Here is a 12,966-nt window from a genome sequence, read left to right as displayed (position 1 = left end):
TGGCTGTGCCGCACCTAGTCTCGGCCTGTGACCGATCAAGGAACGGCGCCGCGGGCGGACGAGTTCGCCCGGGTGGCCCGGCGCCGACGCCGGCAACCGGTGGAGGCCGAGCGTGAGATCCTCCAGGCCGCGATCGAGATGATCGGCTCGGACGAGCCGGGCCCGCTGACCGTCGCGGCGCTGATGAGCCGCACCGGTCTCGGCCGCTCGGCGTTCTACGCCTACTTCCGGGACGTCCCCGACCTGCTGCGCCGGCTGCTGCGCGAGATCGAGGGCGAGCTGTCGGTGGCGTCCGCCGGCTGGTTCGACGGCAACGGCGACCCGGTCGAGGACTGCGTGCGCTCCGCCCGGACCATCGTCGGCGTGCACCTGCGCCACGGGTTCGTGCTGCGGGTCATCGCGCAGGCCGCGGTGCGCGATCCGGAGCTCGCCGCCGGGTACCGGAGGGCGGCGGTCGAGGGATTTGTCACAGCGGTGACCGAGCGGCTCGGCCGGGAGCAGGCGCGTGGGCGGGTGCGCCCCGACCAGCACCCGCAGAGCGCGCGGGCGCTGATGGCGATGACCGATGCTTACCTGCGCGAAACACTGGGCCACCACCCCCAGGCAGATCCCGCCGAGGTCATCCGTACCCTCACCGTGGTCTGGTCGCAGGCGCTCTACGGGCGGGCACCGGCGGAGCCGGCCGAAGCCGCCGCGCCGGGCGGGCGGATCCGGGCCGACGTCCGGTGACCACCGCGCCCGTTCCCTCGACGCCGAAACTCGTAGTCTTCCCTCGTGACCCCGCCAAACCCGAGCCCCGTCAGCGCCAACCCGGTCGGGGCGGTCGACCCCACCGGCTGGCTCGCCGACGACCTCGCACTCGCTCTGAGCCTCGCCGACGCCGCCGACCGGATCACCCTCTCCCGCTTCCAGGCGGTGGACCTCCACGTCGAGTCGAAGCCCGACAACACACCGGTCTCGGACGCGGACACCGCCGTCGAGTCCATGATCAGGGAACGGCTCGCCACCGCGCGCCCCGGTGACGGGGTCCTCGGCGAGGAGGAGGGCCTCGTCGGCGAGAACACCCGCCGGCGCTGGATCCTCGACCCGGTCGACGGCACCAAGAACTTCGTCCGGGGCGTCCCCGTCTGGGGCACCCTGCTCGGCCTCGAGGTGGACGGCGAGATGGTCGTCGGGGTGGCGAGCGCCCCGGCCATGAGCCGCCGCTGGTGGGCCGCCCGCGGCACCGGGGCGTTCACCCGGGACGCCACGGGCGACACCCGATCGCTGCAGGTCTCCTCCGTCGCCCGGCTGTCGGACGCCTTCCTCTCGTTCGCCTCGCTCGAGGGATGGCGCACCGCCGACCGGCTGCCCCAGTTCCTGAGCCTGGCCGAGCAGATCTGGCGCAGCCGCGCCTACGGCGACTTCTGGTCGCACATGATGGTCGCCGAGGGCGCCGTCGACCTCGCCTGCGAGCCGGAGGTCTCCCTGTGGGACCTCGCCGCCCTGCAGGTCATCGTCGAGGAGGCCGGCGGCCGGTTCACCGACCTGCGCGGGCGCCGCGGGCCCGGCTGGGGCACGATCCTCACGACCAACGGGCACCTGCACGACGTCGCTCTGAGCCACTTCCGGGACTGACCCCGACGGCAGCCGTCCCACGATGATCGGTTTCGCGTGATCGGTTTCGCGCACCGCGGCGCGCCGGCCCTGTTCCAGCGGGAGAACCGGCTGCCCGCCTTCCGCCGCGCGCTGGCGGGGGGCGCCAACGGACTGGAGTCGGACGTCTGGCTCACCGCGGACGGAATCCCCGTCCTGCGCCATGACGGCACGCTGGGCCCGCCCGGCCGCCGGCGGCGGCTGGGTGAGCTGCGCGGCGCCGACCTCCCCGGGTGGCTGCCGACCCTGGCGGGCTTCTACGACGATCTGGGCTGGGATTTCGATCTCAGCCTCGATCTGAAGGGCCGGCCCGACCACATGTCCGCGGCGGACGCGGCGGGCGCCGTCCTCGCGGTCACCCGGGCGGCGGGTGGCACCAGGGCCGCCGCCCGGCTGTGGCTGTGTGGCTCGTTTCCCGACCTGGACGGGTGGCGGCAGGCCGACAGTGACGTCAGGCTGGTGAATTCCACCACAGTGGCGAACGTGGACCGTAACGGCGGCGCCGCCGCCTACGCGGGCATCCTGCGCGCGGCGGGCGTCGACGCCCTGAACCTGCGCACGCGGGAGTGGACACCACCGCGGGCGGCGATGGTGGACGAGCTGCACGCCGCCGGTATCGCGGCGTTCGGCTGGGACGCCCAGTCGACGGCGACACTGCGCCGGCTGCGCGGTTACCGCCTCGACGCCGTGTACTCGGATCATCTCGGGCGGTTGGTCGATGTCACCGTCGGGCACACCCGGTCCGCGATCGGCGACGACTAGCCGGCGGCGGGCTCAGCGGAAGAACCCGGGACAGCCGGGCCTGATGAGCCGGAGCCGGCCCGATCACCTGGAAGTGCTCACCCGCAATACCTCATGACCCCACACGCGCGAGCAATGGGTCACCCGATTGAGGCGGGCCAGGCCGAATGTAGCCGTCTCACTACCAGAACGATTGACCTGACCGGTCGAATTCGACGAGGTACTCGCGATGGATCCCCCACCTCGAAGACCACATGTCAAGGACATCTAGACGAAGGGCCACGGGCGGACGGGCCCCCAGGGACGTATTCATGACACCGACGGCGACCAGCACCACACGCCCCGCACTACAGCCGAGACCGCACGGCCCTGGCGCACACGGCCACGACCGCCGGCCTGGTCCGCGACTTCACGGGCACGGGCATGGGCGAACGGTCAGTCTTTGACGGCGACTTTGAGCATCTTCGCGGGAAAGCCGGTGCGTTCCGCGACGTTCTCGACGGAGTAGCCCTGCTCTACGAGGTCACGGGCCTGTTCGAGGGTCCAGCCCCGGCCGGGGTCGACCCTGCGGACGACCACCTCACTTGCCTGATGATGTTCCTGCGGCCAGCTCAGTCGCGCACGGCGTGCCAACGGTCGACCTCCGAAGTTATGGTGGGCATTAGCGTTACAGACCAAGGATAAGCCAGATACTCGCCTTCCCGCTCCATGAACTTCGCGATAGAGACCACGCCAGAGTAATGCGCAACCCGTCGACCGGACACCGTCGGACCACGGCCCGACCCCATCATCGACGCTCACCCGACACCTGACGCTGCGCGCCGGGCCGCGTGGACAACACCGCGGTGAGACAACTGTTGACCCGACGACTCCACGACGCCGAGATGTCCGATGGACATGTCCACTTAACTTGTCCGACCGGTACTTGTCCGACCGGTTCTTGTCCGGTAATGTCCAGCGCTCGCAACGAACGGACGAGCGCGGGCACGCCCGCGCCGAGACCGGCCGTGCGCGCCCGGACAAGCCAGCCCGGACGACTCTCCTGAACAGTTCTCCAGGACGGGTCCCCCAAACCGTACCGTCCGGATCACGCCGGCCCGGGCGGCGGAGGTCACCCGTGGCGGTATCCCTTCATCCGGCGCCGCGGGACCATGCGATCGCCGGCCCGGCCGATCGGCGCCGGATCAGTCGTCCGCCGCCGGCTCCGGCGCCGCGGCGCCGTGGGAACGCAGCAGGGTGCGCCACTGGCGGGCCGAGTGGCTGGCCGGTCTGGTGGTGGCCAGGAAATCCTCGAGAACGGCCCGGAATCGCTCCGGATCCGCGTGGTGGGGGAAATGGCCCGCGTCCGGGAAGATCTCCAGCCGGCTGCCCGGCATCGCCTCGTGCGCGATCCTCGCGTGTTCCACCGGGATCGCCGCGTCGTGCTCCCCCCACACGATCAGCGAGGGCATTCCGGCCGCCAGGTAGCACCGGTCCAGCATCGTGATCGCCTGGCCGTGGCCGTCCACCGCCGAACGCAGGGTGCGCAGGAAGGCCTGCCGGGCCGTGGGGACGTCCAGGGAGGCGAACACCCGCATCAGGTCGTCCGCGTCCCGGCCGATGTCGGTGTGCAGCAGGCGCAGCGCGCGGGTGACCGCCCAGCCGACGCGGCGCACGGGCGCGCTGGCCAGCAGCGACAGCGCGTGGCCCGAACCCGGCACCGTCGCCGCCCGCAGCACCGGGTGCAGGTCCGAGCCGACACCCCCCGTCGACACCAGGACGAGCCGCTCGCACCGCTCGGGGAACTGGTAGGCGAACTGCATCGCCACTCCTCCGCCGAGCGAGTGGCCCACGACGGTCGCCCGCTCCACGCCCAGGACGGTCAGCAGGTCGCGCATCCCGCAGGCGTAGCCGGCGACCGAATAGTCGCCGCGGGGCTTGTCGGAGCGGCCGTGCCCCAGCAGGTCCGGGGCGATGACGGTGCGGCCCCGCGCCAGTTCCGGGATGAGGTCCCGCCAGGTCTCCGAATTGTCGCCGATGCCATGGATCAGCAGCAGGGCCGGACCACGGCCGGCCCGCAGGTAGGCCCGCCGGTAGCCGTGGACCGTCACGAACCGGGTGGACAGCTGCCGCGCCGACCCACCGGAAGCACGCGGAACCGCGGCACCGGCACCGGTTTCGGCCTCGGCTCCGGCCTCGGCTCCGGCCGGCGCCGCGGGACCGGCAGCGCCGCCGCCCTCGACGCCGCCGCCGCCGTCACCGTCGCCGCCGGTCCCGCGCCCCGTTGCTCGCTCGCCGTCCGCCACCGCCACCGACCCTAGAACTCGATGTTGTGCATCACGTGCTTGATACGGGTGTAGTCCTCCAGCCCGTAGACCGACAGGTCCTTTCCGTAACCGCTCTTCTTGAATCCTCCATGTGGCATCTCCGCAACGATCGGAATGTGCGTGTTGACCCATACGCACCCGAAGTCGAGGCGGCGCGCAACCCGCATCGCGCGGGAGTGGTCACGCGTCCACACACTGGAGGCGAGGCCGTACTCGACCCCGTTCGCCCACGCGACCGCCTCGTCCTCGGCCGAGAACTCCTGGACGGTGACGACCGGGCCGAACACCTCCTGCTGGATCAGCTCGTCGTCCTGACGCAGGCCGGCGAGCACGGTGGCCGGGTAGAAGTAGCCGGGCCGGTCCACCGGCGTCCCGCCCGCGAGCAGGCGGGCGTGCCCGGGAGCGCGCTCGACGAACCCGCTGACCCGGCTGAGCTGACCGGCGCTGTTCAGCGGGCCGTAGTCGGCCTCGGCGCCACCGACCCCGATGCCGCCGGCCCCGGCCGCCCCGGTCCGGCCGCCGTCGGCCTTGGCGGTCTCGGCGGCGACGGGCGGGCCGGTCGTGGTGGCGCGGGCGGCCGCGGCGAGCGCGTCGGCGAGCTCGCCGGCGATGCCGGGCCCGGCCAGCACCCGGGTCGCGGCCGTGCAGTCCTGGCCGGCGTTGAAGTACGCCGCCCCGGCGATCTCCGCGGCGACCGCGACGGGGTCGACGTCGTCGAAGACGATCACCGGCGCCTTGCCCCCGAGCTCCAGGTGCACCCGCTTGAGCGAGTCGGCCGCCCCGCGGGCGACCTCCATGCCCGCGCGCACGCTTCCCGTCACCGAGATCATCGCCGGACCCGGATGGGCGACGAGGGCCCGGCCGGTGTCCCGGTCACCACAGATCACGTTGAGCACACCGGGCGGGAGGATCTCGGCCGCGATCTCGGCGAGGAGCAGCGAGCTGGCGGGCGTGGTCTCGGCGGGCTTGAGCACGACCGTGTTCCCGGCCGCCAGGGCCGGGGCGATCTTCCACACGGCCATCATCAGCGGGTAGTTCCAGGGGGTCACCTGCGCGCAGACACCGATCGGCTCACGGCGGACGTAGCTGGTGTGGCCCGCCAGGTACTCCCCCGCGGACCGGCCCTCCAGCAGCCGGGCCGCCCCGGCGAAGAACCGGAGCTGGTCGGCCGACGGGGCGATCTCCTCGTCGAGGGTCAGCTGACGCGGCTTGCCGGTGTTCGCGCACTCCACGTCGGCGATCTCGGCCGCCCGTTCCTCGAGGGCGTCGGCGAGGCGGAGCAGGGCCCGGGACCGCTCGCTCGGCGTGCTGTCCCGCCAGCCCTCGAACGCCTCGCCGGCGGCCCGCACGGCGGCGTCCACGTCGGCCGGCCCGGAGCTCGGCGCGTGCGCGAGGACCTCCCCGGTGGCGGGGTTCAGCACCGGCATCGTCCGCCCGTCCAGCGGCGGCGCCGGCTTCCCCCCGACGAAATTGCTCAGCGTCCGTTCGAGGGATGTCCGTTCCATCGGTATCCGTTCCATGCGTCCGGCTCCCTCCGGTCGTCCGAGCACCTGCCCAGCGAACACGATGGTTCCACGAACCTGGTGCCACCGATAGCGCGTCCAACTCGCTCTTACACAACCGAAAACTCTGAGAAAGGACCGCTTAAGCGACGTCTGTAACCCGCCGTGCGGGCCCTGGACGGACCGGATGCGACCCTGGTGCACCGGGCCCGACCGGTCCCGGTTCCGGTGACACAGTCATCACGCCGGAACGATCGTTCCGGCGGAGCGGGAGGCGACGGGCACTGTGCGCGACACCGACACCGACACCGGAGCAGCGGCCGACGAGGCCACGGAGACGGCTGACCAAGCCACGGAGACCACTGGCGAAGCCACGCGGGCCACCGGTGGCGAAGTCACGGAGGCCACCGACGGAGCCACGCGGGCCGCCGGCGGCGGAGCCACCGAGCGTGGTGAGCGGCCGGCGCCGACGCGCCGGGCGCTGGTCAGCCCGACGGGTTGGTCGCTGTGGACGGACACCCTGGACGGGGCGGCGCGCCGCCCCCGGCCACGGGCCCGCGGCGCGCTCACCGCCGACGTCTGCGTCGTCGGCGCCGGTTACACCGGCCTGTGGACGGCCTACTACCTGGCCCGCACCCATCCCGCGCTGCGGGTGATCGTGGTGGAGAAGGAGACGGCCGGCTTCGGCGCCTCCGGGCGCAACGGCGGCTGGTGTTCGGCGCTGTTCCCCAACCCGGCCCTCGCCGGGCAGATGCGGCCCGCCCTCGCCGCGACCGTCGACGAGGTCGGCGCGGTCGCCCGGGAGGAGGGCATCGACTGCGACTTCGTGAAGGCCGGCTACCTGAACGTGGCGACCACGCCGGCGCAGGCGGCCCGGCTGCGCCGCGAGGCCGGCCCCACCTGGCTGGACGCCGCCGCGGTGGCGGGCCTGGTGCGGGTCGCCGGGGCCGAGGGCGGCGTCCTGGACCCCGACTGCGCCGCGCTCCACCCCGGCCGGCTCGCGCGGGGCCTCGCCGACGCGGTCGAGCGCCGCGGGGTCACCCTGTTCGAGCGCAGCCGCGCCCGGCGGATCGTCCCGGGCCGGGTAGTGCTGGAGGGCGGGGTCGTGCGGGCGGACGCGATCGTGCGCGCGACGGAGGCCTACACCGCGTCGCTGCCCGGCCTGCGCCGCGAGCTCGTGCCCGTCTACTCGCTGCTGATCGCCACCGAGCCGCTGCCGCCGGCGGTCTGGGACGAGATCGGCTGGGAGCGCCGGGTCACCGTCGGCGACGGCCGTCATGTGGCCATCTACGCGCAGCGCACGGCAGACGGGCGGATCGTGCTCGGCGGCCGCGGGGCGCCCTACCACTTCGGCTCGCGGGTCCGGCCGTCCTTCGACGTCGAACCGGCCGTCTTCGACCAGCTGCGGCGCACCCTCGGCGAGCTGTTCCCGGCCGCCGCGTCGGCCCGGATCACGCACCGCTGGGGCGGCCCGCTGGGAGTTCCCCGGAACTGGACGCCCGCCGTCCACCTGGACCGGGAGACCGGGCTGGCCCACGCGGGCGGGTATGTGGGCGACGGGGTGACGGCGAGCGCCCTCGCCGGCCGGACACTCGCCGAGCTGATCACCGGGCGTACCTCGGAGCGCACCGGCCTGCCCTGGGTCTGCCACTCGGGACGGCGCTGGGAGCCCGAGCCGCTGCGGTGGCTGGGCGTGAACGGCGGCGCGCTGCTGGCGTCCGCCGCCGACGCCCGCGAGAACCGCACCGGACGGCCGTCCCGCCTCGGCTCGGCCCTGACCGCCCTCACCAGCGGTCGCTGACCACCGACGGCGACCACCGACGGGCCCGGACGACCGAGGGTCCGGACAACCGACGGGTCCTGACCGCCGACGGGTCCTGACCGCCGGCCGGGCACAGGACCGGTCAGCCACGGGCCAGGTCGGCCGCCATCGCGTCGAGGCTCGCCAGGTAGCGGTCGACGTCGGCGTCGGTGTGCTGGACGGACAGCGTCCACTCCTCCTCCCGGCCGGGTGCCATCAGCACCTGCCGGTTGGCGTTGTAGAGCCAGGCCAGTTCCGGCAGGGCCGCGTTCTGGTGGGCCATGAAGGACGTGTAGTCCCGGATCGGGGCGTCGGAGAAGTGGACGCAGCCCTTCGAGCTGATCCCGACCGCGTAGCCGGCGAGGCCGTGCCGGGCCAGGATCGCGGTGCAGCCGTCCACCAGGCGGTCGTTGAGGCGGTCGAGGTGGGCGTACGCGTCCGGGGTGAGGACCTCGGTGAGGCTGGCCCGCGCCGCCGCCATGACCAGCGGGTTGCCGTTGAACGTCCCCACCTGCTTCACCCGGTCCTCGGCGACGGCGGCCATCAGGTCCGCGGTGGCGCCGATCGCGCCGGCCGGCAGCCCGCCGCCGAGCGCCTTGGCGAGGGTGACCATGTCGGGCAGCACCCCGAACCGTTCGACGGCGCCGCCGGCCGCGACGCACAGCCCGGTCTTGACCTCGTCGAAGATGAGCACGATGTCGTGCCTGCGGGTGATCTCCCGGACGGCCGCCAGGTAGCCCGGCTCGGGCAGGACGACGCCGAGATTCATCATCGCCGCCTCCATGATCACGCAGGCGGGCCTGCGCCCCTCGGCCTCGAGCGCGACGATCCGCCGTTCCATCGCCGCCGCGTCGTTGAACGGCACCGGCACCGTCAGGTCGACCACCGCCTGCGGGATGCCCGCCCCGTAGGCCAGGGAGTTCATGTGGTCCGCCGGCCCGATGTCCCCGTAGGGGGTGCCGATCGAGACCATCACGTAGTCGTGATGGCCGTGGTACGAACCGAAGATCTTGATGATGGTGTCCCGACCGGTCACCCCGCGGGCGATGCGGATGGCGTCCATGGTCGCCTCGGAGCCGGAGTTGACGTAGCGCCACTGCGGCAGCCCGAAGCGGCGGGCCAGCTCCTCGCTGACCAGCACCGAGTCCTCGGTGGGCATGGCGAAGTGCGAGCCGAGCGCCATCCGCTCGGTCACCGCGCGCACGATCGCGGGGTGGGCGTGGCCCTGCACCATCGAGCCGTACCCGTTGTGGAAGTCGGAGTACTCGTTGCCGTCGACGTCCCAGACCCGTGAGCCGAGGCCGTGCGTGAGGTAGATCGGCCAGGGGTCACGCAGCTGGTAGGAGGACGGGACCCCGCCGGTCATCGTCCGCAGGGCGCGGGTGTGCATCGCCTCGGACGCCGGCGTGCGGGCCTGCAGCGCGTGTTCCTCCCGCTCGAGGAGGTCGGCCACCCGCCCGGCGGCCCCGGTCCGCGGCAGATCACCAGGACGGGGAGTCGCCGGAGTCTCACGAGTAGCAGGAGTCGTGGTCGTCGCAGTCGTCGCGTTGGACACCGTCACCGCACCTTCCCTTGCTCTCGACTATCGAAAGCGTAGCCCCAGGGCGCCATTTGCGATGGAATCCGCTGAGACGGAGGGGTAGAAATGCCATATCCAGGCCAGCGCCCCCGCGCCCATACGATGACGCGCAGCGAGTACTTGCCCCACGATCGGCGTCCATCGGACGAAACATCCAGGAGGATGTCGCGTGCAGTCACGCAGGTCGCCCGCTCAGCGCCAGACGCCGGAACCGCTGCTGGACGACATCAACAAGGCGATCATCGAGCAGCTCCAGCAGGACGGCCGCCGGTCCTACGCGGCGATGGCCACGGCCGTCGGTCTGTCGGAGGCGGCGGTCCGCCAGCGCGTGCAGCGCCTGCTCGACGCCGGCATCATGCAGATCGTCGCGGTGACGGACCCGCTGCGCGTCGGCTTCCGCCGCGAGGCGATGGTCGGCGTGCGCGTCTCCGGGGACACCCGCCAGGTGGCCGAGACCCTCGCCCAGCTCCCGGAGGTCGACTACGTCGTCCTCACCGCGGGCACGTTCGACATCCTGATCGAGCTCGTGGCCGAGGACGACGAACACCTGCTGTCGCTCATCAACGACCACATCCGGGCACTTCCGCAGGTCAGGGAGACGGAGACCTTCGTCTACCTGCGACTGGTCAAACAGACCTACACCTGGGGCGCCCGATGACCGAGAACGTCGGCGTCACGACAACACTTGCCGGCGGGCAACCATGAAGAGCCAACAGGAGTCCAACCTCTCGCTAAGACTGGTTGATTCCGGCTCGATCGATGAGGAGACCATGGCGCTCGTCCACCATGACCCGCGGGACGGCATCCTGATCACGAAGATCGGGCAGGCGGAGATCACCGTCCGGCCGGAGCCCCCCGCGAGCACCGGCGCCGCGCCGGTCGTCCTGCTGCGGGTCGACGCCCCCATGCTGGACAGCCTGGCCGCGGCGTACCTCGACCCCGACGAGGCCCGCTCACTCGCCCGGGCGCTGCTGCAGGCGGCCGACCAGCTCCGGCCGGCCAGCCCCTGGCGCACTCCGGAGCGCCCGACGGGCTGAGCCGCGGCGGTCCGCAGCACCGCCGCGCCGCCGGACCCGGCGAGGCGTTCCGGTGATAATTCAGGTGCGAGGAACGGAAGTCCTTGTCACGCTGCCCGGGTGACGATCACGTCCTCACCCGCGGCCGACACGTCCGGACCCGCGGCGAGCCCCGTGGCCGGGCCGGCCCCGGCGGCCGGCTCCGGTCGGCACGCCGGCCTGCGCTCCTACGTCGCGCACCTGCTGACCTTCCGCTGGCGGGCGGCGGCGGTGCTGTGCGTGTTCATCCTCGCGAACGCGCTGCTCGCCGTCGTACCGATCTTCGTGGGCCGGTTCGTGGCCGCGCTCGCCGCCACCCCGGTCGACACCGGTGCCGCCTACCAGGCCGCCGCACTGCTGATCGGCTGCGGGATCACCCACGACCTGTCCTGGCGCAGCGGTGAGCTGCTGTGGGTGCGGCTGATCCTCGCCCGTGGCTACGACTACGAGAACCTCGTCTTCGACCAGGTGATCGCCCAGCCCTACCCGTACTTCGTCGGCACCTTCACCGGCAAGATCAGCAGCTACGTCGGCACGCTCGGCCGGGAGTACCGCGACTTCCTGAACGCGGTGTACTGGGAATACTGCGAGCAGGTGGTCCGGGTGCCGGCGCTCGCGGTGATCATGTTCACCGTGAACGTCCCGACCGGCTGCGCGTTCACCGTCTCGCTGCTGCTGATGCTCGCGCTGGGACGGCTGACGGTCTCGCGGGTCGCCGTCGAGGAGCGCGCCACCGCCGACACCTCGTCCGACCTGGACGGCCGGATCATCGACGTGATCGCGAACTTCGTCGCGGTGAAGTCCTTCGGTCGTGAGGACGCCGAGTCCGCGCGGGTACGCGCCGAGCGCCGTGGCGTCCTGCGGGCGGCGACGGGGTCCTTCCGGTGGAACGTCGTGTACTTCGCGTCGATGAGCCTGGTCGTGCGCTACCTGGTCGGGCCCGGGACGATCCTGTTGAACCTGCACCTGTTCCTGGCCGGGGACCTCACCCTGGCGCAGCTGACCACCTTCCTCGCCGCCCTCGCGGTCTTCTCGGACTACATCTGGAACACAGTCTGGCTGGTCTCGCAGCTGAACCTGCGCTTCGCCCGGGTCGAGGAGGCCTACCACTACCTGTTCGGCGACCGCGACATCGTCCGGGAGGCCCGGCGCCAACAGTCCACCGCACCTGGACGGCCCGCCGCCCAGGAGCGACCCGACGTCCACGGACGACCCGACGTCCACGAACCATCTCCGGTCGGCTACACCCGGTCGCTCGGCATCCACGAGCTGCGTTTCGCCTACCCGGACGCCCCCGGGCACGCGGTGCTCGACGGCATCAGCCTGGAGATCGCCCGGAACGAGAAGATCGGGATCGTCGGCCAGAGCGGCAGCGGGAAGTCGACCCTGCTCAAGCTCCTGCTCGGCTACTACCCGCTACCAGCCGGAACCCTGGCCCTGGACGGCATCCCGATCGACGACCGCCAGCTGGCCGGCCTGATCTCCTACGTCCCGCAGGACGTGACATTGTTCCACCGCTCGATCCGGGACAACATCGTCTACGGCAGCGCCGCCGGGGTGACCGACGAGCAGGTCGTCGCGGCCGCGCGCCGAGCCCACGCCCACGAGTTCGTCACCCGCACCGCCCAGGGGTACGACACCCTGGTCGGTGAGCGGGGCATCCGGCTCTCGACCGGGCAGCGCCAGCGGATCGCGCTGGCCCGGGCGTTCCTCGGCGACGCGCCCATCCTCGTCCTGGACGAGGCGACCAGCGCGCTCGACAGCGAGAGCGAGCGACTCGTCCAGGACGCCCTGGAGGACCTGTGGGCGACCCGGACGGTGATCGCCATCGCGCACCGGCTGTCGACCCTGCTGACCATGGACCGGATCGTCGTCCTGGACGGCGGGCGGATCGCCGAGCAGGGCACCCATGAGTCGCTGCTCGAGTTGGGCGGGCGCTACGACCGGCTGTGGCGCCGCCAGAGCGGCGGATTCGTCGCGGTCGACTAGACCGTCGCGGTCGACTAGACCCCCTGGCAGGGCGCGACCGCCGGTCATCCGCCGGCCATCACCGCTGGCGGCGACAGCCGGCCGCCACGGGATACGTCCCGCGCGGGATACGTCCCAGATTTCGCCCGATGGTCGATGGCCGACCGATGTGACCGATTCGGGACCGGATTTATCCACATAAAGAAATTCCCCCGAGAGAGTGACTCTCTCGGGGGAATTTCTTCTTTGTAGCGGGGGCAGGATTTGAACCTGCGACCTCTGGGTTATGAGCCCAGCGAGCTACCGAGCTGCTCCACCCCGCGTCGGTGTGTGTCTTTACTATACAGGGACGCGGAGCCCGGCTGTCAAATGAGCGGGG

General features: G+C 72.1%; 11 protein-coding genes and 1 tRNA gene. 7 read left to right on the top strand and 5 right to left on the bottom strand.

From position 1 onward, the window contains the following. The first annotated feature begins 27 nt into the window (after window positions 1-27). The 3 genes from B056_RS0112835 to B056_RS0112825 are packed head-to-tail and all read left to right on the top strand — an operon-like array spanning window position 28 to window position 2,397. Window positions 28-729 (top strand): TetR/AcrR family transcriptional regulator, encoded by a 702-nt coding sequence (locus B056_RS0112835; protein WP_018502270.1) that lies wholly within the window; start codon window positions 28-30, stop codon window positions 727-729. 45 nt (window positions 730-774) lie between these two features. Beyond that, a complete protein-coding gene (gene hisN, locus B056_RS0112830) occupies window positions 775-1,617 on the top strand; it encodes a histidinol-phosphatase (RefSeq protein WP_018502269.1) in 843 nt (280 codons plus the stop codon). 36 nt (window positions 1,618-1,653) lie between these two features. Next, window positions 1,654-2,397, top strand: coding sequence for a glycerophosphodiester phosphodiesterase (locus tag B056_RS0112825; RefSeq protein ID WP_018502268.1), 744 nt, complete (start codon window positions 1,654-1,656; stop codon window positions 2,395-2,397). 414 nt (window positions 2,398-2,811) lie between these two features. Here B056_RS0112825 and B056_RS0112820 read toward each other — a convergent pair whose 3' ends face one another. From B056_RS0112820 to B056_RS0112810, 3 genes are all read right to left on the bottom strand, one after another. Further along, on the bottom strand, window positions 2,812-2,955 hold the full coding sequence (locus B056_RS0112820; RefSeq protein WP_018502267.1) for a hypothetical protein: 144 nt from the start codon (window positions 2,953-2,955) through the stop codon (window positions 2,812-2,814). A 605-nt stretch (window positions 2,956-3,560) separates the two neighbouring features. Further along, entirely contained in the window at window positions 3,561-4,667 is a 1,107-nt protein-coding gene (locus B056_RS36300; protein ID WP_407672355.1) for an alpha/beta fold hydrolase, read from the bottom strand. 5 nt (window positions 4,668-4,672) lie between these two features. After that, window positions 4,673-6,202, bottom strand: coding sequence for a gamma-aminobutyraldehyde dehydrogenase (locus tag B056_RS0112810; protein WP_018502264.1), 1,530 nt, complete (start codon window positions 6,200-6,202; stop codon window positions 4,673-4,675). Window positions 6,203-6,665: 463 nt separating this feature from the next. On the opposite strand from B056_RS0112810, the gene B056_RS0112805 reads away from it, so the two are divergent. Continuing rightward, entirely contained in the window at window positions 6,666-7,985 is a 1,320-nt protein-coding gene (locus B056_RS0112805) for an NAD(P)/FAD-dependent oxidoreductase (protein WP_154677000.1), read from the top strand. A gap of 103 nt (window positions 7,986-8,088) precedes the next feature. Here the strand turns inward: B056_RS0112805 and B056_RS0112800 are convergent, their stop codons facing one another. After that, entirely contained in the window at window positions 8,089-9,465 is a 1,377-nt protein-coding gene (locus B056_RS0112800; RefSeq protein WP_026239642.1) for an aspartate aminotransferase family protein, read from the bottom strand. Between the two features lie 268 nt (window positions 9,466-9,733). Here B056_RS0112800 and B056_RS0112795 point away from each other — a divergent pair, with 268 nt between their 5' ends. The 3 genes from B056_RS0112795 to B056_RS0112785 all read left to right on the top strand — a co-directional run bounded on the left by B056_RS0112795 (window position 9,734) and on the right by B056_RS0112785 (window position 12,608). Beyond that, window positions 9,734-10,222 (top strand): Lrp/AsnC family transcriptional regulator, encoded by a 489-nt coding sequence (locus tag B056_RS0112795; RefSeq protein WP_018502261.1) that lies wholly within the window; start codon window positions 9,734-9,736, stop codon window positions 10,220-10,222. A 112-nt stretch (window positions 10,223-10,334) separates the two neighbouring features. Continuing rightward, a complete protein-coding gene (locus B056_RS0112790) occupies window positions 10,335-10,601 on the top strand; it encodes a DUF6907 domain-containing protein (protein WP_018502260.1) in 267 nt (88 codons plus the stop codon). Window positions 10,602-10,700: 99 nt separating this feature from the next. Further along, window positions 10,701-12,608: an ABC transporter ATP-binding protein gene (locus B056_RS0112785; RefSeq protein WP_018502259.1), complete on the top strand. Its 1,908-nt coding sequence runs from the start codon at window positions 10,701-10,703 to the stop codon at window positions 12,606-12,608. A 228-nt stretch (window positions 12,609-12,836) separates the two neighbouring features. Here the strand turns inward: B056_RS0112785 and B056_RS0112780 are convergent. Then, window positions 12,837-12,910, bottom strand: a tRNA-Met gene (locus B056_RS0112780). Window positions 12,911-12,966: the final 56 nt, after the last annotated feature.

The sequence above is a fragment of the Parafrankia discariae genome (assembly GCF_000373365.1).
In the GTDB taxonomy this organism is placed as follows: Bacteria; Actinomycetota; Actinomycetes; order Frankiales; family Frankiaceae; genus Parafrankia; species Parafrankia discariae.
The sequence above is the reverse complement of the archived record's forward strand: the minus strand, read 5'-3'. Positions and strand labels throughout refer to the sequence as shown.

What these genes read in the sequence shown, in the direction of transcription:
- B056_RS0112790 (WP_018502260.1), top strand. Translation starts at nt 10,335, where the DNA reads ATGGCGCTCGTCCACCATGACCCGCGGGACGGCATCCTGATCACGAAG.
- B056_RS0112810 (WP_018502264.1), bottom strand. Translation starts at nt 6,202, where the DNA reads ATGGAACGGATACCGATGGAACGGACATCCCTCGAACGGACGCTGAGC.